Source organism: Paenibacillus terrae, from assembly GCF_000943545.1.
Classification (GTDB): Bacteria; Bacillota; Bacilli; order Paenibacillales; family Paenibacillaceae; genus Paenibacillus; species Paenibacillus terrae_A.
In genome coordinates, this window is record NZ_JTHP01000075.1 from 1 (window position 1) to 22691 (window position 22691).

The 22691-nt window shown below is 43.9% G+C and carries 23 protein-coding genes; 8 read left to right on the forward strand and 15 right to left on the reverse strand.

What is annotated here, in order from left to right; translation table 11 throughout:
• A partial coding sequence (locus QD47_RS33980) for a DUF6713 family protein (protein WP_327204690.1) occupies positions 1 to 167 on the reverse strand: 167 nt, incomplete at its 3' end.
• Between the two features lie 281 nt (positions 168 to 448).
• On the opposite strand from QD47_RS33980, the gene QD47_RS25425 reads away from it, so the two are divergent.
• The 6 genes from QD47_RS25425 (at position 449) to QD47_RS25450 (ending at position 7677) form a co-directional block, all read left to right on the forward strand.
• On the forward strand, positions 449 to 1441 hold the full coding sequence (locus tag QD47_RS25425; protein ID WP_044648726.1) for a Gfo/Idh/MocA family protein: 993 nt from the start codon (positions 449 to 451) through the stop codon (positions 1439 to 1441).
• A gap of 341 nt (positions 1442 to 1782) precedes the next feature.
• Complete coding sequence (locus QD47_RS25430) at positions 1783 to 3543, forward strand: cache domain-containing sensor histidine kinase (protein WP_044648727.1); 1761 nt, start codon at positions 1783 to 1785, stop codon at positions 3541 to 3543.
• Between the two features lie 2 nt (positions 3544 to 3545).
• Positions 3546 to 4346: a response regulator gene (locus tag QD47_RS25435; protein WP_044648728.1), complete on the forward strand. Its 801-nt coding sequence runs from the start codon at positions 3546 to 3548 to the stop codon at positions 4344 to 4346.
• Positions 4347 to 4483: 137 nt separating this feature from the next.
• A complete protein-coding gene (locus QD47_RS25440) occupies positions 4484 to 5827 on the forward strand; it encodes an extracellular solute-binding protein (RefSeq protein ID WP_044648729.1) in 1344 nt (447 codons plus the stop codon).
• Positions 5828 to 5853: 26 nt separating this feature from the next.
• A complete protein-coding gene (locus QD47_RS25445) occupies positions 5854 to 6735 on the forward strand; it encodes a carbohydrate ABC transporter permease (RefSeq protein WP_044648730.1) in 882 nt (293 codons plus the stop codon).
• 60 nt (positions 6736 to 6795) lie between these two features.
• Positions 6796 to 7677: a carbohydrate ABC transporter permease gene (locus QD47_RS25450; protein WP_044648731.1), complete on the forward strand. Its 882-nt coding sequence runs from the start codon at positions 6796 to 6798 to the stop codon at positions 7675 to 7677.
• Positions 7678 to 8702: 1025 nt separating this feature from the next.
• On the opposite strand, the gene QD47_RS25455 is transcribed toward QD47_RS25450, so the two are convergent.
• From QD47_RS25455 to QD47_RS33800, 6 genes are all read right to left on the reverse strand, one after another.
• Positions 8703 to 9062, reverse strand: a complete 360-nt coding sequence (locus QD47_RS25455; protein ID WP_044648732.1) for a putative zinc-binding protein — start codon at positions 9060 to 9062, stop codon at positions 8703 to 8705.
• 187 nt (positions 9063 to 9249) lie between these two features.
• On the reverse strand, positions 9250 to 9477 hold the full coding sequence (locus QD47_RS25460; protein WP_235332360.1) for a hypothetical protein: 228 nt from the start codon (positions 9475 to 9477) through the stop codon (positions 9250 to 9252).
• Between the two features lie 100 nt (positions 9478 to 9577).
• Complete coding sequence (locus tag QD47_RS32670; protein WP_044648733.1) at positions 9578 to 9910, reverse strand: hypothetical protein; 333 nt, start codon at positions 9908 to 9910, stop codon at positions 9578 to 9580.
• Between the two features lie 91 nt (positions 9911 to 10001).
• The gene (locus QD47_RS25470; protein ID WP_161797202.1) at positions 10002 to 10448 is read right to left on the reverse strand and encodes a hypothetical protein; all 447 of its coding nucleotides are present in this window, start codon (positions 10446 to 10448) and stop codon (positions 10002 to 10004) included.
• Positions 10449 to 10592: 144 nt separating this feature from the next.
• A complete protein-coding gene (locus QD47_RS25475; RefSeq protein ID WP_044648735.1) occupies positions 10593 to 11177 on the reverse strand; it encodes a DUF4879 domain-containing protein in 585 nt (194 codons plus the stop codon).
• A 589-nt stretch (positions 11178 to 11766) separates the two neighbouring features.
• Positions 11767 to 11889: a hypothetical protein gene (locus tag QD47_RS33800; RefSeq protein ID WP_268794273.1), complete on the reverse strand. Its 123-nt coding sequence runs from the start codon at positions 11887 to 11889 to the stop codon at positions 11767 to 11769.
• A 176-nt stretch (positions 11890 to 12065) separates the two neighbouring features.
• Between QD47_RS33800 and QD47_RS33465 the strand changes: the two genes are divergently transcribed.
• Positions 12066 to 12254 carry a recombinase family protein gene (locus tag QD47_RS33465; protein ID WP_235332362.1) on the forward strand — a complete coding sequence of 63 codons (189 nt, stop codon included), beginning with the start codon at positions 12066 to 12068 and terminating at the stop codon, positions 12252 to 12254.
• Positions 12221 to 12934 (forward strand): recombinase zinc ribbon domain-containing protein, encoded by a 714-nt coding sequence (locus QD47_RS30240; protein WP_235332361.1) that lies wholly within the window; start codon positions 12221 to 12223, stop codon positions 12932 to 12934. Before QD47_RS33465 ends, QD47_RS30240 begins: the two co-directional genes overlap by 34 nt.
• 584 nt (positions 12935 to 13518) lie before the next feature.
• Here QD47_RS30240 and QD47_RS25485 read toward each other — a convergent pair.
• From QD47_RS25485 to QD47_RS25520, 8 genes are read right to left on the reverse strand one after another with little or no spacing between them, the layout of a single operon-like run.
• The gene (locus tag QD47_RS25485) at positions 13519 to 13977 is read right to left on the reverse strand and encodes an SMI1/KNR4 family protein (protein ID WP_044648736.1); all 459 of its coding nucleotides are present in this window, start codon (positions 13975 to 13977) and stop codon (positions 13519 to 13521) included.
• Positions 13978 to 13990: 13 nt separating this feature from the next.
• A complete protein-coding gene (locus tag QD47_RS25490; protein WP_044648737.1) occupies positions 13991 to 14425 on the reverse strand; it encodes an SMI1/KNR4 family protein in 435 nt (144 codons plus the stop codon).
• Positions 14416 to 17406, reverse strand: a complete 2991-nt coding sequence (locus QD47_RS25495) for an HNH endonuclease (RefSeq protein ID WP_082067297.1) — start codon at positions 17404 to 17406, stop codon at positions 14416 to 14418. Before QD47_RS25495 ends, QD47_RS25490 begins: the two co-directional genes overlap by 10 nt.
• Positions 17407 to 17431: 25 nt before the next feature.
• On the reverse strand, positions 17432 to 17902 hold the full coding sequence (locus QD47_RS25500; RefSeq protein ID WP_044648738.1) for a DUF4280 domain-containing protein: 471 nt from the start codon (positions 17900 to 17902) through the stop codon (positions 17432 to 17434).
• Between the two features lie 31 nt (positions 17903 to 17933).
• On the reverse strand, positions 17934 to 18563 hold the full coding sequence (locus QD47_RS25505; RefSeq protein ID WP_044648739.1) for a hypothetical protein: 630 nt from the start codon (positions 18561 to 18563) through the stop codon (positions 17934 to 17936).
• Positions 18564 to 18575: 12 nt separating this feature from the next.
• Entirely contained in the window at positions 18576 to 19088 is a 513-nt protein-coding gene (locus QD47_RS25510; protein ID WP_044648740.1) for an imm11 family protein, read from the reverse strand.
• Between the two features lie 12 nt (positions 19089 to 19100).
• Positions 19101 to 20204, reverse strand: a complete 1104-nt coding sequence (locus QD47_RS25515; protein ID WP_044648741.1) for a pentapeptide repeat-containing protein — start codon at positions 20202 to 20204, stop codon at positions 19101 to 19103.
• A 20-nt stretch (positions 20205 to 20224) separates the two neighbouring features.
• Complete coding sequence (locus tag QD47_RS25520) at positions 20225 to 21727, reverse strand: hypothetical protein (protein ID WP_044648742.1); 1503 nt, start codon at positions 21725 to 21727, stop codon at positions 20225 to 20227.
• Positions 21728 to 22691 lie beyond the last annotated feature (964 nt).

The window sequence follows — 22691 nt, forward strand, 5'->3', positions numbered from 1 at the left end:
ATTACCCATCCAATAGAGCGAAGAGCCAGATTTTTATAGGCTTTAGAATCTTCCATATCTTTAAGTACGATAAACAATCTCCACTCAGAATGTCTTATCGCATCCATTTCGTGCAAAAGAAATAAAGATAAGTTAAGCAAGAATAGCACAAGCAAAAAATCTGGCATATAAAACCTCCCACAATTTTATAACTCGATGTTACTACAGTGTAATAAATAAACCCAGCGAAATATGGAATTCTTTAATACGTATAACTGACTGTGGCAAATAAGAATAATAATGTTGAACAAAATACAAAGCACTCATGGATAAGGTATAGCGTTATCCATGCAGAATTGAGTAGAGTCATAGGCTAAGTTTCCTTGATCTTTTTGCCACTGTGTGTATATTGTGCCAATATGGTACGATAGTATCGGAATATTTTAATGTACACATTGGAGGGACCAACATGGGCAAGGCGCAGCTGTGTTTTATCGGGGCTGGCTTTCATGCTTCAACGAATATATATCCTGCTGTCATTGGGGCAGGTGCTGAAATTCAAGCGATTTCCACCAGAGATATAAGCAGATCGAAGACAGCGCTCCAGCGGTTTGGGAGCAGTGGCACACCTTATAACAATTACAAGACTATGCTGGAACAGGAAGACTGTGATGGAGTTGTCGTGATTGCACAAGCGACAGATCACCCGTCGCTCGTTATGGACTGCATTAAGGCCGGAAAACATGTTTTTGTAGACAAGCCACTGGGATGGAACGCTGAGGAAGCGGCTCAAATTGCAGATGCGGCGGAAGCGGCGGGCGTTGTGCTGATGGTCGGCTTCATGAAGCGTTACGCGCCTGTATACATAAAATTGAAAGAACTGATTGAGGATGGCTCGCTTGGAGCCACACGCTCATTTCAGGCGAAATTTCTCGTAGACAGTACCATGTTTTGTAAAACCAGCGAAGATTTTATGAAGCTGGCGGCGGTTCATATGGTCGATCTGGTACGTTATTTGTTCGGAGAAGTGGCGCAGGTTACCGGATTTGCGAACGATCATGGTGAGTTTATTTCCCATACGATTGCCCTTAAATTTGAAAATGGTGTGGTGGGCAGCGTATACTTCGCTGGTATGCCAGCATGGACACGCGAGAGCGAAGGGATCACGGTAACCTTTGATCACGGTTTTGCGAATGCGGATGAGGTGAACACACTGATCATTCACAAGTCGGAGAGTCACGCAGAACTCCCTTGGAAATCCCTTGCGGAAAACGATACGGTTTTAACACCGTCAGCCTCGGCGATGTCGGGTGGATACCGTGATTTGTACTTGCGCGGTTTTGTTGGTGAAATCGCACATTTTATGAACTGCTGCCAAGAAGGACGGACGCCTTATTCAAGTGGACGGGATAATGTGAAGACGATGGAGCTATGCGACCGCATTTTGGCCGCGCTCCAATAGGATACAGATTAATTATACAAGCTTCGGAGCCTGAACTGTGCCTTAGTTTGGATACTTTGCAAGAAGCTTCGGTTAAATCGGCTATTAGATGGCTCCTGCATTCAACGGGAGTCATCTTTTTTACTATCCATTGTTATTGTGTGGTGTTATCGAACGTAATCTATCCAGAGAGTACCCTCATGCTGTCGATTACCCTGTGACTTTCTATTTCCTATCTTTCCTGCCATTTTGATTAATCTCTACTGAAAATACGCCAACATAGGGAAACGATGCGATAGAATAGAAAATAGAAAGCGTTATCATTACCCATTTTGCTGCGATGGTCCAGGGGGAGAAGGCATATGCGTTCAAGGTTCCAACCATTAAACACATTGCGTAATCAGATTTTTATCGGCTTTATATTGGTAATGCTCATTATGATGAGTGTGGCTGGGGCATTCATTTATCTCAATGTCTCTCACCTGTTGAAAAACAGTGCCGAGCGGCATATTGGTCAGACCGCGGTACAAGCAAGCGGCAGGCTGGATGCATTAATCGGCCAAATGGACAGCCTGACGGAACAGGTGGCGAATCATCCGTCTGTTCAGCATATTTTGCTGGAGGAGCGCAACGGGGGGAAGGTGTCTTTTCGGCAGCGTCAATCACTACTGCAAATGATGCATAGCTATCAAGCTTATATGCCGAGTGTCGGCTCGCTGGAGCTGTATACCACCGAAGGGAAGATGTTGTTTCCGATTAGGGAGGGCAGTCTGGAGGACCGCATCGGACAAGCGGACATCCGGGAAGCGAATCAGATGAAAGGAAGATTAGTCTGGATCGGCATTGATCCTGAGGACTCCCGGTCGCTGCTGGCGATTCGGCAGGTGAGCCTGGTGGATCGCTGGTTTTCACGCGGAGGATATCTGATTACCCGCATGGAGCGCAGTTATTTCAGGCTGAATGATGCGTCAGCGGTCAATGAAGAAGCGGATGAAACCATGTTGCTTGTAGATCGTCAGGGCCAACTGCTGTCGGGTGAACCTTTGAACCAGACGGATTTGTCAGGTGTACTGCACAGCAAGACACAAACTGTTCATATTGGAGAGCGGGAATATGTGAAGGCGATTCAGCAATCCGAGCGAACCGGCTGGTCGCTGCTGATCCTGATTCCGGTTAGCGTCGTCACAGACGGGATAACCGTTTTACGGACTACGCTTATCATCTCCGCCTCTCTTGGTGCCGTGTTATTCCTGTTCATGTCCTTTATGTTATCTACGTTGATTACCAGACCGATAGGCCATTTGATTCAGGCGATGCGTCGTTCACGGCAAGGGGCATTGACTCTGAATCCAGAACCGGCATCAGCGGTCGAACTACGGGAATTGAATGTAGAGTACAACACGATGATTGTCGACATTAATGAATTGATCCGTGTCATTTGCGAGAAGGAGGTTTTGCAAAGCCAAACCGAGCTTAAAGCGCTGCAGGCACAGATCAACCCGCATTTTCTTTTTAATACGCTGGATGCTTTCAACTGGTCGCTACAGGAAAAAGGAGAGGAGGAGCTTGCCGGGCTAATGGTGTCCATGTCACGGCTGTTTCGTTATATTATTGAACCGGCTCACCATGACTCTTGGGTGACACTCGGGGAAGAAATGGCACAAGTCCGCCGTTATCTGGAACTGATGGAGATGCGTCTGGGTGAACGTCTGAGCTGGCAAATTCATATGCCTGCGGAGGCGGCCCAAATTCCGCTTCCTAAGCTGCTGATCCAGCCCATTCTGGAGAATGCCATTTTGCATGGCGTCGAAAATCGCATTGGCAACGGCCGCGTTGAAATCCGTGCCACTCCTTCGGCAAAACCGGGTTGGACCAAGATCGCGGTCATAGATGACGGACCTGGCATGACACCGGAGGAACTTGCGGCTGTGCGTGCAGCGCTGACGGGGGGATCGGCCTGCCAGAGCAAGGGGACTGGTATGGGGCTGGTTAATGTGCAGCGCAGGCTTGCCCTCTATTATGAGAGTGCATCTGATCCAACGAATGGTTTGCTGATACATAGTGCTGTGCAGGAAGGAACTGTGGTGGCTTTTGAAATTCCTGATGAATACGGAGGGCGGTAGGAATGAATGCTTCATCCAAAACCATTGTCATTGTAGACGATGAACAGAGAACACGTCAGGGGATACACCAGACACTGGAGCAATGGGCCGCCGGAAAATACAGGATTGTGACAGCGGCAGATGGTTTGCAAGCATTACAAATGCTGCGGGCGGAAACGGTTCATTTGCTGATTACGGATGTCCGGTTGCCGGAATTCAGCGGACTGGATTTAATCCGTTCCCTGGAACGGGATTCACGCCGGCCGGCGATCATTGTCATCTCGGGCTATGCAGAGTTTGATTATGTCCAGCAGGCTCTTCGTCTGGGAGCTGTCAATTATTTGCTCAAGCCGATTGATAAGCAGGAGCTGCTGAAAGCGGTAGATGAAGCGCTCCGGCTGGAGGAGGAAAGACAGCGGTATGAGAAGCTCGAAAAGCTGGCTGACCCTGTTCTGCTAGAGCTTGACCTCCAAGCGGCTACTCTTAGTGATCCGATACGGCGTGCCTTCATCTATATGGCGGAGCATCTTCACGAATCCGTTACGATGGCGCAGACTGCCGCGCATGTACACCTGAATGCCAGCTATTTCAGTGTTTTGTTCAAGGAGCAAATCGGTTTGTCCTTCAGCGAATATCTGCATCGGCTGCGGATCCAACGGGCCAAGGAGCTGCTGCTGCATAGCCAGTTGACGATTGCGCAAATCGGAGAGCGTTCAGGCTACCGGACAGATAAATATTTTATTAAAGTGTTCAAAGCGACCGAGGGGGTAAGTCCCAGCCGCTACAGGCAGCAGATGCGTAAAGGGCCAGAGGATATTCACTGACAGCATAGGCAGCTCATAACCCAATAAAAGTGGAATTATACCCAATCAGCGTACCCTGTTGGAAGCTGGAATGGAGTGCTAAACTTACAAATGATAACGGTTACAAAAAATAAAATTACAAAAACGGAGGTCTAACGATGTCCAACGAGTATGGTTTACGTAAGCGCTCACATCGAAAATGGGTTGCTGGGTTGACCCTGCTGCTATCATTGCTGCTGGTGCTATCCGGTTGCGGTAGCGGTAAAGATGGTAAAGGGAGTTCCGATGGAGGTGGGGGAAAGATTACGCTTAAAATGATGCACCTGTGGCCAGAGGGAAGCTCTGCACAGCAGAGCAAGCTTGTGACCCAGATTATAGATCAATACCAAAAGGACCATCCGAATGTCGTCATTCAGCAGGAAGTGCTGGAAAATGAACAATACAAAAACAAACTCAAAGTGCTGTCGGCTTCCAATGAATTGCCGGATATCGGTATTACCTGGGCAGCGGGGTTTATGGAGCCTTACGTTAAAGGCGGATTATTTACGCCAATGGATGACCTGTTGAATGGCTCCAAGCTAAAGGACAAATTCGTACCGGGAACGACCGAAGCCTATGCGCTGAACGGAAAAACGTATGCGCTTCCCATTGAATTGAACATTTCCCCCATTTACTACAACAAAGCCATATTTCAAAAATACAACCTGAAAGTGCCTACAACATTTGACGAATTTAAGCAAGTAGTGAAAACACTTGCAGATCATGGAGTTGCACCGATTGCACTGGGCAATAAAGACCGCTGGACCGGCTCGCTCTGGTATATGTATCTGGCGGATCGTATAGCAGGTAACGAGACGCTGAAAAAAGCAATTGACGGCTCAGGATCGTTCGATGACCCTGGTTTAATTCAGGCGGCATCCGAAATCCAGACGCTCGTGGATATGAATGCCTTTAACAAAGGATTTAACGGCTTGTCTAATGATGAAGGAAAATCCGAATTTATGAACGACAAGGCGGCAATGTATTTAATGGGTACTTGGGAATTACCGAATTTTACGACCAATCCTGCCATCCCGCAAACATTTAAGGACCAAATGGGCTTCTTTAAATTTCCGATGGTTGCAGGCGGCAAGGGCAACGTGGAAAGCTGGGTAGGAGGTCCGGGAGTAGGCTTGTTCGTTTCGGAAAATTCCAAGGTGAAGGAAGAGGCCAAAGCTTTTGTTGAGTATTTCGTGGTCAAATGGGGTGAGCAATCGGTAACGCAGGCGGGAGTTATTCCGGCGACGAAGGTGGACACCTCCAAGGGAAGCTTGCCTAAGCTATATGTCGATTTGCTGAATGAGCTGAATCAAGCCAGCAGCATTACATTGTTCGCCGATGTACAGATGAAGCCGAATGCGGCGCAGGTACATTTGAATATGATTCAGGCGTTGTTTGGTAAAGCCGTGACACCGCAACAATTTGCCGATCAGCATAAGGCTGCCATCCAGAAAGGAAATTGAAATTGAGCACATAAGGAGGTTGGGCCGTGGAAAAGGTCATGTCCAATAAGCTTGTCATTGCTCTGTATGTGTTGCCTTCCCTGTTGCTGTTACTCACTGTGATTTATGTGCCCATTGTGCTCACCGCCTATTACGGCCTGAATCAATGGAATGGAATAGGCTCTATGACTTTCGTAGGGCTGGACAACTATCAACGTTTGTTCACAGACACGGCGTTCTGGCAAAGTGCTTGGCACTCGCTGCTGCTGGCTTTGTTTTCAGGTGTCAGTCTGATCGGTTATCTGGTCATTGCGATGATTTTGTCAGGAAAAATCAAGGGAGCGAATCTGCTGCGGAAAATTTATCTGATCCCCATGCTATTGTCTTCTGTAGCTATCGCGCAATTGTGGCTCAAAATATATCATCCAACGAATGGAGTGCTGAATTCCATACTGACGTCAGTCGGAGTCTACAACCCGCCCGAATGGCTGGCTAATCCGTCTCTGGTGCTGCCTGCCCTGTTTATCCCGATTATTTGGCAATATGCAGGCTTTTATATTCTGATCTATTATGCCGGGCTGAAAAACATCCCCGAAACGCTGATAGAGGCTGCCCGGATCGACGGAGCCAGTGCCTGGCAGATTGCCACTCGTATCAAATTGCCCCTGCTGCGCGAGGTGATTAACGTCACGATCATATTGTCCATTGTCGGCTCGCTCAAATATTTTGACCTGATCTACGTCATGACTGACGGTGGACCGAACGGAGCCAGTGAAGTGATGGCCTCTTACATGTACCACCAGGCATTCCGCAGCTTTGATTTTGGATACGGAAGTGCTACTGCCTTTGCCTTGTTGTTCATCTGTCTGGTCGCTACGTGGCTGATTCGCAAGGCTACCGCTCCCAGTGACACAATCCAGTATTCATAATTCGGTTATGCAATTAGATAGATAGTGGATAACAAAGGACAGGAAGAGGGAGGAACGGACATGAAAACCCAGGCAGCCGCCAACTATCCGCTTGGAGTCGCTACCCGCGGCAAAATGTTAACTCGGGTCGGTTATGCCGCTTTATATACACTTTTGATCATCTTGGCGGTGACACAGCTTTTACCGCTGGTGTGGCTGATGCTTTTCTCGCTTAAAAATAATCAGGAAGTGTTTAATCTTCCGCCGTTTGCACTCCCGTCCCAGCCGCATTGGGAGAACTATATGAATGTGTGGACCAGCGGCAACATCGGGCGGTATTTTTTCAATAGTGTGTTGGTTACGGTCATATCCGTGGCACTGACGGTGCTGCTGGCCAGCTTTGTAACGTTTGCGATTACACGTATGCGCTGGAAAGGAAGCCAGTTGGTCCTCGGACTCTTTATGGTCGGACTGATGATTCCGGTCCATGCCACCTTGATTCCGTTGTTCAGTATGTTTCTCAAGCTGCATCTGACCGATACGCCGCTGTCCATCATCCTGTCGTATGTCGCTTTTAACCTGCCGACAACGATGATGATCTTGCTGGGATTCTATTACGCTCTGCCGCGGGAAGTGGAAGAAGCAGCGGTTATGGACGGCTGCTCTGTCAACCGGATGTTCTTCCGGATTGTGCTTCCGATGACGACCCCAGTCATGGCAACGACATCTATTATTAACATGATCTATAACTGGAATGAATTTATTTTCGTCAATACGTTCATTAGCTCGGACGAAAACAAAACGCTGACCGTTGGCGTTCAGAACTTCATTGGACAATATACGACCGACTGGGGAGCTATCGGAGCTACGTTAATGATCAGCATTTTGCCCATTTTGCTGGTGTTCCTCATCATGAGTGACCGGATTGTTGAAGGGATCGCAGCCGGGTCGGTAAAAGGGTAAAACAAATTCCCCTGATTAGAAGAGCACCCCCTAGTGTAGACATTGGAATAAACCTCCTGGTTTGTCCGATGAATGCTAGGGGGTGCATTTTTATACGAGTCTAGTTTGAGTTGAAGGAAATACATGTGTTAAAAGACATGATTGCTACAACTAGAATGTTGATGCTCATGGACTTTAGTAAAAAATAATTGGTGAGCAAACAAAAAGGATATAAGACAATGTTAATTTTGGATTGATCCATTTGAGTGAATAGATGCTCATCTTCTGGTAAATTTGTAGCTTGTTGTTCACTGGCTAGTTCTAATTGATAAAATCGCTGGAGTAATATTTCAAAATAAAGTGGTGGTCAAATGAACGGGGAGTTGTACCTTTAAATAGTAAGAACATTGTGAATTACTTACCAGACTTGTATGATTGGAGTCTTACTGAAACCGCAAAAGAGCAACATACTTGCCGACCCATAAACGAACTACCTCCATATAACAATTATAAAGAAAATGTGCTGAAGAGGCTTGAGAGTGGGCTATTTTTCACTTCGAGAAATTAGCTTGTAATAAAAAAACAAAAGCAAAATTAATATCAAAAATAGATATATACTAGAAACCCGTTTTCCAATTAGAGCTCCAAATTCTTTAGGGTTTTTATATCCAATGATTAAACTGGGAGTAAAAAAATACTGGATAGAAAAAGGGTGTAGTGAAACCCAGTATTGTCAACATTAGACCATGCGGGCAATCCTAAAAAGGAAAGCAACTGGTCCCCAAATATGTAATATTGCAACTGTTTGTATGCTGTACATCAATATTGATTCGACAAAATAATCATATCAAAAAGATGTTCTGCTGTATAAAAAATAATACTGGTGGCCCTTAAAGATGTGTTAGGAGCCACCAGTAAAAACTAATTTACGATATTGTTACATAATGAGAGCCGGATTACTTTTATTATATACTGTGCCAACACCTTGAATAAATTAAAATAAAGGTGAGCCATCCTTCGATACACACCTTTATTTTGATTAAGAATTATTGTCCAATTTGTTCTAAGATTTGTGTGTAAGCATTCCTATAATGATTGGGGTTAGGATCTTCTCCTATTATTTTGGGTACGTCAAAGTCAGACAGCGTGAAATGATGTTTGGGTTGAACTTCATGCCTCGCTAAGCAACTCTTGCAACAGGACAAGGGACAACCATCAATTGCAATGATGTCACGTCCTGATTTTGCTGTTCTGACAAGTGGTTTGACATCACCACCAACACCAGCAATGCAGGACATTTCAGCGACTTTTTCTCGATCCATTTTTATAGCGATCATGTTAGCGGTTTGTGCTGCGGAGGAACATCCAGAACATGAATAAACAAGAGGTAAATCAGTTCTTTTCATCTTTGTACACTTCCCTTTTTTTTCTTTGTGATCAATCACGGTATTTTTGATTTTAGATGAAACAAATTTAAATTGTTTGTATTTTAACTTAAATTTACAGGTTAGACCGTGATAATGGTCACGATAATTTTTGCAAAATCTATTATAGGGCTAACTGTGTGTATACAAATCAGCCAGATCCCCCTTTTTAACTTAATCTTTCTAATAGAGAATTAGCCTTATCTAAATATAAATCTGGAGCGTCATCCTTAATCACCATTAAAATTTCTTTGATTGTCTGTTTAGTCGAACCTTCTAATTTCTCCAAAGCTTTACCGTAAGAAATTAATAAATCCTTTGAATTTAAAAGTGTCCGTTGGATTCTATCTGCCCAAAATTCTGCAGGGGGCAACATCTTGGAAGTACCCAAAGCCAATTTGTATAAACCCTCTTCTAAATCATTACGTTTTGCAATATAAAAATAAGTGTTTGTTAAGTTGTTTTGTGTCTAGCTTGTTGCATTGTACGATCAGCTTTTAAAATGTAAACCTAAAAAATCTTAGGTTAATGCGATCAATAGGCAAACGAATATTTGTGGGTTGTATGACAGGAAGAATCAATCGAATCCCGTCTTTTACTCCTTCCATATAGATGGATTGTTTATCCTGGCTTAGCTGATCGCCTATGGCTTCTTCCCATTCCGATAGCAGACGCTGAGTATCTTCGTTTTGGTTGGTTTTGAATTGATCCATTTGAGTAAATAGACTTTTGTCCTCTGGTAAATTTGAAGCCTGTTGTTCGCTGGCGAGTTCTAATTGATAAAATCGTTGGCGTAATGCTTCTTGAAACCAATCTGGCCAATTTAACATAGTACATTTTCCCTCCCGTGGTTTGAGTGTGTGTATGTTAACTCTGATGGGGAAGGATTAGCAAGTTATTGTTTTTGTGGAGGGATGTCTACTATAGAGGCATTTCTATTTGTGCATTCTGGCGAAGCTCTCGGCTAATCGTGGCAAGATGCCTGGGCAATGACCCTTGCACTTTTTCTCTGCTGATACGGTTTGGGGCAACGTCACAACGAGAAAAGACGCACGGTATGTATATACCTGCGCCTTGCTCGCGTGTAGCATTATCAAGAATCTTTGATAATGCTTGGTTGGGCTTTCTGATATAAAACAGTTTACAATCAAACAAGAAGCGATAAAAGAGATTCAAAAATTTTTTTTCAAACGCAAGCTGGGCAGAACTTTTATCTCTCGTTAACGGATTGTTGACTCGTTCCAAAGCCGCACTTATTAGAGACTTGGCAGAATCCTTGTCTGCAAACACATTGTTCATGCATGTACGGGCTTCTTTAGCACCATAACGAAGCATCAAGTTGTATTCCATCTCCATATGCCGTGCCAATAAGGAGGAACCTGCAATTTTACCATCAGCATCGGTTAAGGGATTGAACCCACCGCATCCTTCCTCTGTAAATCATGTACTTAATCGTAGAAAGTACTGGGATAACCTTCTTGTTATTAACTTCATGAAAATTGCGAGTAGGAGTTAACGAACATTAATCCATGCTTCCGCAGTATTCCAAGGAGAATTTGCGGAACGAACAGTACTTACAAATTGTCCGCCTTCACTAGTGCCTTCATAAATCCAAGAACGGGCCCAAGCATCTATGATACTATCGCCATTCAAATCAAGAGGCTCAGTCCAATTATTTGTCATAATACTGCCGCCGAGCTTACCATAGTGAGAATTGTCATAACCAATCTGGTAAGTAATACACTGAATCCAATCCCCATGGTGATCATTATTAGTGTTAAACGGGTTGCTATTGAACCCATATATCTCTTGACCGCCATAAGGAGATGCGACAGCGTATACATTAATGTGAGATACCGGCGGGGCAGATGCCTGGACAATTGGGCCATCATTGTTTTTAGCTTCTTTAGATTCATCAGCTTTCTGAGATTCAAATGTAGCCTTAGCCGCCTCCACAGCAGCAAGAAACTCATCGGAATTAACAATCTCTTCCTTCGTCAAGGGTTGGGCTTGAGTAGCATCCCCTTTTGCAAAGGCAGAAACATTAAACGAAAGAGCTAGAACAAGAATAAGAGCCAAACCGCACAACTTTTTCATAGCAATAAATCCCACCTTTCTCAGATATGGCTATCCCAGTACTGAATCATACGATTATGACGAAATTATTTCCCCTGGCAGCTAATTATCCTCCTCTCTTTTGAGAATTGTCCTTCCCTTCTCATTAACTGTATACAGTAATAAAAAAGGTAGAACAGTTACAGGCTAAAAAAACTCTATGATGCAGGAATATATATAAAGGATGCCTGCTATCGATTTTATGTTGCAGACAGAATGAAAGCTCATTTATGACTCACTAATTTCTTAGTTAGCGGTAGAGCTAATACCCGTATTAAAAAATTTATCATTCCAAAACAAATATAAAAAATTACTTAATTGTATTATAATTGAAATATATTCCATTTTCTTTGAATATAGAGTACACCTTATTATCATTATAAGTCAAGATTTTTCATGAATATTATGATTTGTTAAAAAACGCTTAAGCTTAGAAAGGATTTGATGATGTAAAAGTCCTGCGAATGTTGGGGTGCAAGCCGAGGTAAAACAACCGTTACGAGCAGGCATTGAGCATCGACTTGGAGACGTTCAATTCGCGACAGCTTTCTATTCGTTCCGGGCTTTGCGGTCAAGACTTATAGCAGAGTACAGTCAGCAAGGATGCAGCGAACTCCACGATGCCTCCGAACCAAGACACATCGATCAGCTTCGCTTTCGTTGTCACCCATCCGCCGAGAGCCGATCTGACCACAATGCCCAGCTACGGATTCGCTTCTTTCAGTAAGACATCATCCCCCCTGCTTTCCCTCGTGCTCAATAGCATCAAGCCGTTCCTGGATGCGAACCAACTTAGTCTGTTGTTTGTCCACAATGGACTGAATCAAAGCGGGTGGCGATACTTGGTGGGATTCCTCCATTACCTTAATTCTGACCAATGAGAAATATTACGGAGCTTTACTACAACAAAAGACGGTAACCGTAGATTTTCTAACGCATAAGCGGATAAAGAATAGAGGACAAGAGCAGCAATATTTAATTGAGGACAACCATGAACCGATTGTATCCAAGGAACTATTGAAACAGTGCAAAAAGAGAAGGCACGCCGTGCCAAGCTGAAAGGGGGTGTGATGGGGGATAGTAAAAGATACTCCAGTAAATATGCACTCAGTAGCAAAGTATATTGTGGATGCTGTGGGGCCATTTTTAAACGCCGAACCTGGAACAGCAATAATCCATCCAAAAAAGTGGTATGGCAATGCAAAACGTATGTCAATGAAGGTAAAGCAGCCTGTGATGCCAAATCAGTCGATGAACAAGTTTTACATTCCGCGTTTGTACGATTGTTCAATCGGATGTATGAGAATAAGGAAAGATTTATTAAAACGCTGAAAGCCAATATTGAATCGGCACTTTCCAGCAGAGTAGGGCAAGAACCGCTATTGGACATTGAAGGACAGATGCAACAATTGAAATCCGACTTGAAGGAATTAGTGAATCTCAAGCTACGGAATCAAATTGACGAGATCGTATATGATGAAGAAACGAACAGACTTTCCAGTGAGCTAAACGAGATACGGCAACAGATGCTGATATTAGAGGGGGGAGACATCAGAAGGAAAAAAATTAAGGAACGAGTCGATGAGATTATTCAACTTTTAAACTCGCGGCAAGATATACTGGAACAATTTGATGATAAACTATTTAATGCATTGGTGGAGAATATAACCATTCTCTCACCAGCGCATTTTGTTTTTACCTTGAAAAGTGGAATGAGCATAGATGAAATATTGGACTAACAGAATCATAGACTAAAGTGATCAATAGGCTAACGAGTAACTGTGGGTGTATGACGGGAAGAATCAATCGAATCCCGTCTTTGACTCCTTCCATATACATGGATTGTTTGTCTTGGCTTAACTGATAGCCTATGGCTTCTTCCTATTCAGATAACAGACGTTGGATATCCTCGTTTTGGTTGGTTTTGAATTGATCCATTTAATCGAATAGATTTGTGTCCTCTGATGAACATGAAGCCTGTTGTCCACTAGCAAGTTCTAATTGATAAAATCGTTGGTGTTATGCTTCCAGAAACCAATCTGGCCAATTTGGCACATTTCCCTCCCGTTGTTGAAGTGTGTGTATGTTAACTCTGATGGGGAGGGATGGCAAGTTATTGTTTTTCGTAGAAGATAGATGTGTTTCATATTTCTTACACAGATTATACGACATGAACTTATAAGTTAAAGATGATACTAACAATTGAAGCAAGAACATTACCCATTCTCGTATTCTGTCCGATACAAAGTAAGCAATACCTATAGCGACTCCGCGGATGTTAAAAATCCCTATTTCTGCATTAAGGAATTACCGAATCTTGAAATTAATCTGGCAGGAATAGTGAATTTACGAACTCACTAAAACTTGGAGAAACAAATTTAATGAATTCTTGCTTCAACTCGTTGTCTTCCTCAAAATAATCCATATCACAGAAATAAACTATTCCTTGGTCCTTCCCATTTATAGAAAGACATATCAAACTATCTGCAGGGTCTACTCCAATAGGTAAAAAATTAGAAGGAATTATTTTCTCAATAGTATATTTTTTGTAGTAATTTTCTAAATTATTCTCCGTTTCTTTACTTAGTGGCAGAAATAACATAATTGATGTTGTTATTGTCTTATCCTGTGTTTCAAACCTTCTTCGAATAGTTTTACCTCCGTTATGATACAGTAAAAAATTCTTATAATCATTTGGGAAGGTAATATTATATGTTTCTTCAAAGGTCTCTACTTCTTGACTTTTAATTGGTTTAAATGAAGATTCAAATTCTATATTCATAAAACTTCACCTACTATTCTATAGAATACAATTTATCAAGTAATTCCGTAAAAGTATTACAGATAGGAATTATAGCTTCATCCTCTATTTCTTCATGGTCAAAGAATATAATCAAAGGAACTTCTTTGTTAAAGCGATAATCAAAACAAAGCAAGTTGCCAAATGGGTCTCTCCCAAAAGGAATAATTCCGTTGGTGAACGAATCCTGTGCAAACTCATGAAACATTTTAATGTTTAGATCGGCATTCGTAAAGCTAATCAAATCATTAAATACTCCTTGTGCACCGTTATCATAATCAAAGTTATTAGGTTCGGGATAACCACCATTAAATTTTTTAACGCAGTCCTTATAATCTTGTGGGAAAGTCACTTCAAAAAGTTTCTCAACTGTAGCTATAGTAGCGTCATCGACAGCCCCCTCTACGAAAATCCATTTTTTCAATCCCATATTAACATCTCCAGTATTTTATTTTTCAATTTCCCCGTTCTACCCGGTTTTCCGCCACCCCAAACCGCTCTTCCTCCGGTATGTCCTGCAGCTTGATGTTCAAAATAATCAACTATTTGCATTTTTCCAGGATCTTGATGATGATGCCAAGTTAAAGTTTTTGGAACTTTACCTTCTTTTAATAAGGCTAATTCATCTGCACTGAACTTTTCAGCAAGTTTTGGATTTTTAATCATATCATCATAAAGTTTTTTTGACAGATATTCAAATTGTACACTATCCGGCTCTAAGTAATACTTTTCAGGTAAAGAGATTTCATATTTTGAATTAAACATAGGGAAGCCTTTTTTATCATACGTAACTTGATAATCTTTGCCATTCTTCACAGAAGTGAAAGTATAGGAGGTTGTACCATCCTCATTACGAACTTTCTTTTTATAGTTTCTTGGAACATTAGGTTTTCTAGTATATGGAGGTTGTTTTTTAGCTGCATCTTCCATAGCCTTCTCATAAGCTTCTTGCTGTTTAGCTTGAGTAGTTTTCCTCGTCCCCTTAGTGCTCTTACCCGAGTACTCTCCTGATTCTAACGCATCCATCTGCTTTTGTCTCTCAGGCGAAATCTTTGCACCAGAACCTTTGGAATGCGGAACATCAGGACCAGGATCATGAAACCGATAATGACCTCCAGCAGTTTCGAAAATGGGTAACCTTTTAGTTATACGGATGTTCATCTTTCTAGCTACACTTTGCAAGTAATTCCCCAAGGATTCAAAATTGGTTGGGAAACGGATGGCGTTAGTTTTGAACTTTCCATCTCCAACCTTGGCCAGAGCAGAGTCAGCCTTTGCTGAATCTCCGAATAATCCCGGTGTTCCTCCTTTACCGGCTTTCTTTTCTTCAGCTTCCTTGAGTCCCTTAGATAAGGAGGCTTCTTCTTTGCCCAACTTTCCCAGCTTTCTAACTAACTTTGCGCCGCCTTTGACAAACGTAACAATGTCTGCTGTACGTTCAACGGCCTTAATACTGTCATATCCTGCATCGTAACTTTCCTGTTTGGTGTCAGTCAACGGGTTAGGAAAGAAATTATTCAATTTTCGCTCAATCGGATCGGGTATGCTTTTTATGCCATCCCACACGGTTTCAAGGTCGTGAACCACATCTTTCTTTGTTTTTTTCCCTTGGAATGAATCTTCAATATAGTTCCAGCCAAACTTCGCACCGCCCTTAATACCCTCGAGCGTCTCATTGCGCTCCAGAAAACCTTTACCGGTGTAATTTCCCGGCATAACGAAAGGAGTCATTACCATGGTTCCCATATCCGCTATATCGACAACTGAGTCCCATACCCCGCTTAAAAACTCCACACCCGCATCCCATTCTCCCTTGAGCGTGGAGCCTACATTCTCCTTCACGCGTGCTCCGAGCACACTTTGGATTCCCTTTTCAGCGACCTGCTTCTCAAAATCAGACAAAATCGGTTCTGGGTAGTATTGATGGAGGGAAGCTTTAAGCTGGATTTCCGAACTCACGCTGTTGACTTCCTGCTCCAAATCAAGCGTATCGGTTGTTGTATTCAAGTGTAAACCGTTGGTTCCTTTCAGCAGGATGCTTCCTGCTGAAAGACTAAGGCTGCCGGTAGCTTGAATTTGAACATGCTGAGTACTGTTCAGGCTCACGCCATGATGGGCATTCATGGAAATGTACAGCGATCCTTCCTGCGCACTCATCGACAGCTCGGAGTTGCCCAAGGATATTTCTTTTCCCTGCGGATTCGCGAAGGATTTGACACCGGGATCGGCTGTTTTACGCTGGTGACGCTCTGCCGGAGATTCAGCCACAGCGCCTTGAGCGGCGTGAGAGGAAGGGGCCGCAGCACCCGATGGTTTCGTCCGCACGGATTGAATGACCATCGCATCATCTTCGTCTGCACTTGGAAAATACAGCTTCACCTGTGCGCCTTTTTCCGGCATGAGATACCAGACCTGATTACCTTCGGCAGAATAGGGGAACCACTGGGCCTCATGAGGACTTTGCTGATCGTCCATATCCAAATGCAATCGAACCTGATTTCGGCTGACCTCCAGTATTTTTCCTTCAATAGCGGCACCAATGATGGTTCGATTGTATATTTTAGGGACCTTCAAGCCCGCCGACAACGCGCATTCATACGACCAGGTCATCAAGCCACGAATCAGTTGGCCTTCACGTTTGGTGATGACATAAGTTTCGTGATTGCGCTCGACTTCATCTCCCAGTTGCAGCATGTGATCCCACTCAAAGGTATAGCGGGTGTAATCTCCAATCGTGGCCGATTTCCAGCCGTTCGCCTCCTGATCCAGATAGGGAGCAATCTTGCGCTGCAATGTAAAAGGAACCTCTTTCAATTGAATATGCTGCCTGCCCTGAGGAATACCGATCCAAATTTGCGCATGGTGTGAAACGATATTAGGAACGAGAAGGGCTCCCACATGCGAAGCCAGACGTTTTAAAAAAGTCCAATCCGTCTCCTGATACTGCATGATGAACTGTCCTGTCGCTTTTTTCTCAAAAGCTTCATCAATCTTGTCCGAGCCTTTATAATCGGCCAGTACTGCATCTACAATCTCCGCATACTTTTGATGGATGTGTTGAAAAGAACGGTTTTTGAGCTGCGTATCCAGTTTAAAACTATGAGAAATGACGTCGAGATTAACCACGATCTCTTGATGCAAGTGCTGTACATCTACGCAGTACAATTGCCCCATAAATAAGGGATGTTTCCGTTCCTTGGCATCCGAATACCAGAGTTCGATCTTATCGTCACTGCTTGCTTTAGTAATAATCGTGTCTGCCTGATCGGCTTCCAAGCTGCCCGTGATCAGCAGTCTGGCATGTTCTCCCAGCTCATGACTCATGCGGACGTGCGTAAGACGCAGCTTGCCATAGGGCCAAGTGACATGTAAGTGCTGATAGGTAAAGCGGTCTTTCGCTACGATGCTCATCCCTTACTCTCCTTGCTTGATAAAATCAGCCATCCTGTCCGTCGTCTGTAATGGAGATGATGCCTCCACCACCCGATCCCGTGGCGGAATTGTCCGTGCTGCCTCCAGCAAAAAAGGAGGATATCGCCTCTTGTACACCTGTGCAGCTACACATTAAGGTCGAATTACTGAGCAGGGCAGGGGCCCCTTCGATCAACACATCCTCTTTTCCGCCTGTCCACTTGGATCCAAACGCAATTTCCGGTTCACAGGGAAGACCCTGCTTCAATTTACACAGACCAAAAGCATTGATTTTGCTAATATTGGCTCCACAAATGGCATCGTCCACGCTCAGGACGGGTTTATCCTTAATGTAGACGCCGTGGCTGTACATCGTATTGAGCACACCCGGGTCTGTACCTTGACTGCACTGTAACTTGGCTCCTCTGACCACATAGGAATGCTCTCCGCTGAGCGCACCTTGGGCCAGTGCCTTAATAAGTAGGGGTAAAAACATATAAACACCTCCTTGGATAAAAGGTAAACATTTAAGAAAGCTCCGACCATGTCGCGGTGTGCAGTATGGCATAGGTTAAGGGGACCCATAGGGGGGCATCCTCCAGCTTAAATTGGCAACTCCCGATCACAGCCTTGCCACGCCAGGAGCGCACAAAGGCAATCTGATAATATGGAGAAGGGGAAACTAGAAAAATAGATTCATAGCAGCCGATGATCGCGTCTTGAATAGGTAGAACTTTTTCGTCCACCAGCTTCATACTTGGTTGTACACGACTCGTTTGCTCAATCATCTGTTGTTGATAGATTTCTATTTGCGTGGGGTCCAGATCTTGCCCACTTTGGTGCAGTCCGAACAGGATTCCGCCCAGCTTGTCTTGAACGACGAAGCTTTTCAATGGGTCTATCGTCTGCCTAGCACGAGCTTCTGGAATGAGAGAATCCGGCAGGGATATGGTGAGTTGATTTTCAAAGACAGGAAGGGTTTGAAACCGGATTTCCTGTTCATCCGGAAGGGTTAGTGAGCCTTTCAAAATTCCCTTTATCGCTTCTTCAATAGATACCAGCATCCAGCTTTCATCGTTCTCCGCCCCGCTTAACTGCTCTTTCAACGTTTGTTGATAATGCAGCTTCAAAAAAAATTCATCCCAATGCTCCGTCAAGGTCGAACCTCCTTATAAGAGTTCTAGCTTTTGTAGCCGAAAACCACTCAAACTTCGCCGAAGCAAGCTTTCAGCAGCCTCCAAGCTAACGATGAAATAAGGTTCCCTCACGTTGGAGAGTCGGAAAAAATGATGTCCATTCACCTTATGGCTATCTAGAACAAGTCGTTTTAGAGTTTGGTCGTGCGCATAAAATTCAGTCTGCTCTGAAATGCCATCAACAGTGGGAACAGATGAAATCCAATATAATTCCTGACGGCTAGGTTCCCGGTTTACGATATACAACTGTTTAAAACGGGCTTGTGTATTGTATAATTCTAGAATCCGTTTCATCGGATCGGAAAGCAGCGGTTGTGAGGCTGAAAAAGACAGCCAGTCCGTATACTCGGCATCTTCAGTCGCATGAACATATAAAACCTGAGCCGGGGGCATGCCAACAAATGGTGTTTTAAAAAGAACCGTATTTATAGGTTCGATATGGCGCGAAACCCGGTTGTCATCGACCAGCACATAATAATGGCGCATACACATTCCTCCTTACTCTGTCCACACGATGGATTGACGCTGTGCTTCATTCAGCTTCCAATGCTGTTGGTACTTTCGCGGGACAAGGGTTCCTTGCATCGAAGCCCCCTCAAAATACGCATGTTCAAACGAATGTACATCCGTAAAATCGGCCCCATCCAGATTGGCGTGTTCAAAACGCAGTCCACATAGCCCTGGCACCCGAACTCCATGTTCCCGATGCGGCTGTCCACTGGCACTGCTGAAGTTAGCACCTCTCAAATCGCTATATCTAAAATCCGTGTCGGTCAGTAGGCATCCCTGAAAGCGGCTTCCTTCCAGATTCGCTCGTTGCCAGATGCTCCCGATCAATATGCAGGTGTGAAACTGGCTTTCTCGTAAGTCACTGTAGCTAAAATCGTTATAGCGCAAATCCTTTTGGATCAGGTGGAGGTGGGGAAGAGAGAGCCGCTTTAGGTTTTCGTAAACATAGGGTTCTTCTTCACTGGATTGCATCAATTGTTCGCTTACATCATCTGGAACAAGAGCCTCCTGATCTTCGACATATAGATTCTCGCTGATATCCTTGTACTCGCCCGTTCGGATGGCTAAACGATCAGCTTTATGAATAGCGAGATACTCAGGCATTTGAACGGCTTCTGCCAACCCTAAGCGCAGGAGGGAGTTCACAAACTGGTGGAAAAAAGGAGCGGATTCCAGCATCAATCGTTCAACGTCCACAGAAGTGATCGCCCCCATATATATTTTTCGCTCCTGCTCCAGAGTTTCCAATATGGTATTCATTGGTGCGTAGGCCCAAGAAGCGTCATAGGTTAGCTTGCAATCGGAATCATCTTCGTACCATTCAGCAGAATAAGCCTCGACCATATATAGGTAGGATTGTTCAAGAATCTGTGTGCGCAAGAAAGAATAGTGGATATATCCAATCGCTTCTTTTTGGCCTTGTTGCTGCATGCCTAGAATGTGTATACATAAATCCCTGAACGATTTCTGGAAGTCGGAAATGAGCTGATCCTGACAACGGTGGAACTTGTTTTCCAGCGTATCCAACTGAATGTCCAGTAAGGGTGTAAAATGATGTTCCTTAAAATGGTGTAACGCCGCTTGTTTATCCATCTGCTAGTTCTCACCTTCCGTTAGTTCATCTTAATTTCCGTGCCGGAGAAGGTGGTTTTGTCATCCAGCGTAATAGTGTTGCCTTTACCGGATAGCTCAATTTTTCCGGCGGAAAGCTGGATGTTACCGGAACTCATAACGATATCGGAGGTCGCGCTAATACTCACATTTTTTCCGCTTACAATATCAATGCCTGTTTTATCGTTAATGACAATGGACATGCCGTTGCCGGAGATGACGATTTGATCCGGGGCCAGCATGATTTCTTTGCCGTATTTCGTTCGCAACGTCTTAATGGCAGGGTCAGCCATTCGATCTGGCGCAGGAGCTGCTGCAGACATTGCCGAAGAAGACTTTGATCCGGCAGACGAAGCAGAAGCAGCCGCATGTCCAGAAGCGGCAGAAGATTTTCCCGCGGAAGGCTGCGGTTCTCTTTTAACCGAGCTGATCGCGTACCCTTCTTCCTCCTTATAGCTGGGGAAATAGATACGGATGCTGTCTCCGTCCTCAGGCATACAATACCAGCCCGTGTTATCCGCAGATGCATAAATGGTAGAGTAGGGAAACCAGTAATCGGTGTTCGGATCTTGCTGATCGTCCATATCGAGCTGGGCGCGTACTTTGTCCCGACGAACGCTCCGTACCTTGCCATGAATGGAAGCACCGATAATGGAGCGATTGTAGTCTTTAATAGGACGTAAGCCGCTTCGTGGCGACAGCTTGGCAGTATGGGTGAGCACCCCGTCTTTCATCTCCGTTAGCACCTCAGCTACGATCAGCTTATGACCTTGAAAGGTCACTTCATAGCCAGGCTCCAGCAGCTTCTCCGTCTCGACCTCATATTGGATAAAATCAGCATCACGCACGCCGGGGATATGGTTTTCGGAGGCAGTTTGGAAATCCGCGACCCGTTTGGTGACTTTATAATTGGTGGAGTGTATTTCTCCTTTGCTCAGGCCCATAGGCAGGCCAAAATAAAACTTTGGTACCCCATAGCCCACCGCAGGAATGAGTGGAGAGTAGAAGTGGGAAGCCATCCGTTTCAAAAATTGCCAGTCGGTTTCATCATATTGCATGATAAAGGTGCCGATGGGCTTCTTATGGGACACAACATCCATGGCTTCGGCTTTGGAGTAGTCCGATACAATACTTTCGATCAGACCCGTATAGGTGAGCTTGGGGTTCTGGAAAGAGCGTTGATGCCGCTTAATATCTAGCTCATAGGTATGAGATATGGCTTCGACGGTCAGGTAATGAACGCCGTGAACGACTTTTTCCTCCACATCCAAGGCAATACCTCGAAAAAGGGGCTTTCGATTGCCATTTTTGTCTGTAACAAAAGCTTTGACCTGAGTTTCTTCATCTGAAGCAAGTACATACAGCTCTCGCTTCTTCTCCGAGATGATGCCTGTACAGATCATTCGGGCATGATCATTGACTGTTTTTAAGATTTTAAGCTCATGAAGGCGAACGAATTCATAAGGCATGATTTCGATATGACCATACGTCACGATGTTTTCCATAGGTGTCTCCTTTCCTAATTCCAGCATATGTATTTATCGGTTAAAAGAGAGAGTTAGTTTACAGAATGGCCCAATCGTTATGGTATTTACTATGTGTATTTCTGGAAAGGAGGAGATGTTATGTAATGTGTACATGAGTTAATATGGAAATAAGGTGATACGCTACGGTTTGCCATTACCATGTAATCAAGTATCCATAAAATTATTAGAAAAATTCCAATTTAAGCTGGAGGGGACTTATCGAGAGCACTATTGGTTTAGTGATGGCTCAAAATGTGATCAATATCATTATTCTTTGCTAAAAAGAGAGTACGTTACTTATCTGAAAAAATAGAAGGTAATTAAATGATATTCATTTAAATGAATTTGGAGTATATCCTTTCCATCGTCTCGACACATGTGGAGTGCGTGGTAGTAATATATCAAGATGAGAAGCATTGATGTACGAGAGATTAAGAGCAATTTGAATATGTTCCTGCATTCAAAAAAACGCTTAAGGGTTGAGTGCGGGAACATATATTATTTTCATTCACAAGGCATGTGGAGTGCGTGGTAGTGATATATCGAGATGAGAAGCATTGATGTACGAGGGTTTAAGAGCAATTTGAATATGTTCCTGCATTCAGAAAAGGCTTTAGGGTTGAGTGCGGGAACATATTTTATTTACATACATAAGGCATGTGGAGTCGAATGTGATGTCAGTGCGGAGGATTATTAGAGATATATTGGCGGAAATAGTAAGGAGGGGGGCGAACCCCTCTTTTTATTGTTGGCTTTTATTGTACTATGATGGTCAATCTATTATCCTTTGTTTTCTCCCTAAAACAAGTATTGCATCATAGGGGGCCCTTCTAATCCTTTCTCTTTTTCCAACTCAATAGCATTAGTTGAGTCTACCCATAGTTGTTAACCCATTTTCTAGGGCATGAGAGTTTCTTTCTCCCATAGTACGTTTGCTTTGTGT

What these genes read in the sequence shown, in the direction of transcription:
- QD47_RS32670 (WP_044648733.1), bottom strand. Translation starts at nt 9,910, where the DNA reads ATGTTAAATTGGCCAGATTGGTTTCAAGAAGCATTACGCCAACGATTT.
- QD47_RS25495 (WP_082067297.1), bottom strand. Translation starts at nt 17,406, where the DNA reads ATGAGCATCGTAGCGAAAGACCGCTTTACCTATCAGCACTTACATGTC.
- QD47_RS25430 (WP_044648727.1), top strand. Translation starts at nt 1,783, where the DNA reads ATGCGTTCAAGGTTCCAACCATTAAACACATTGCGTAATCAGATTTTT.
- QD47_RS25515 (WP_044648741.1), bottom strand. Translation starts at nt 20,204, where the DNA reads ATGGATAAACAAGCGGCGTTACACCATTTTAAGGAACATCATTTTACA.
- QD47_RS25475 (WP_044648735.1), bottom strand. Translation starts at nt 11,177, where the DNA reads ATGAAAAAGTTGTGCGGTTTGGCTCTTATTCTTGTTCTAGCTCTTTCG.
- QD47_RS25490 (WP_044648737.1), bottom strand. Translation starts at nt 14,425, where the DNA reads ATGGGATTGAAAAAATGGATTTTCGTAGAGGGGGCTGTCGATGACGCT.
- QD47_RS25510 (WP_044648740.1), bottom strand. Translation starts at nt 19,088, where the DNA reads ATGCGCCATTATTATGTGCTGGTCGATGACAACCGGGTTTCGCGCCAT.
- QD47_RS25425 (WP_044648726.1), top strand. Translation starts at nt 449, where the DNA reads ATGGGCAAGGCGCAGCTGTGTTTTATCGGGGCTGGCTTTCATGCTTCA.
- QD47_RS25450 (WP_044648731.1), top strand. Translation starts at nt 6,796, where the DNA reads ATGAAAACCCAGGCAGCCGCCAACTATCCGCTTGGAGTCGCTACCCGC.
- QD47_RS25500 (WP_044648738.1), bottom strand. Translation starts at nt 17,902, where the DNA reads ATGTTTTTACCCCTACTTATTAAGGCACTGGCCCAAGGTGCGCTCAGC.
- QD47_RS25485 (WP_044648736.1), bottom strand. Translation starts at nt 13,977, where the DNA reads ATGAATATAGAATTTGAATCTTCATTTAAACCAATTAAAAGTCAAGAA.
- QD47_RS25440 (WP_044648729.1), top strand. Translation starts at nt 4,484, where the DNA reads ATGTCCAACGAGTATGGTTTACGTAAGCGCTCACATCGAAAATGGGTT.
- QD47_RS25520 (WP_044648742.1), bottom strand. Translation starts at nt 21,727, where the DNA reads ATGGAAAACATCGTGACGTATGGTCATATCGAAATCATGCCTTATGAA.
- QD47_RS25435 (WP_044648728.1), top strand. Translation starts at nt 3,546, where the DNA reads ATGAATGCTTCATCCAAAACCATTGTCATTGTAGACGATGAACAGAGA.
- QD47_RS25455 (WP_044648732.1), bottom strand. Translation starts at nt 9,062, where the DNA reads ATGAAAAGAACTGATTTACCTCTTGTTTATTCATGTTCTGGATGTTCC.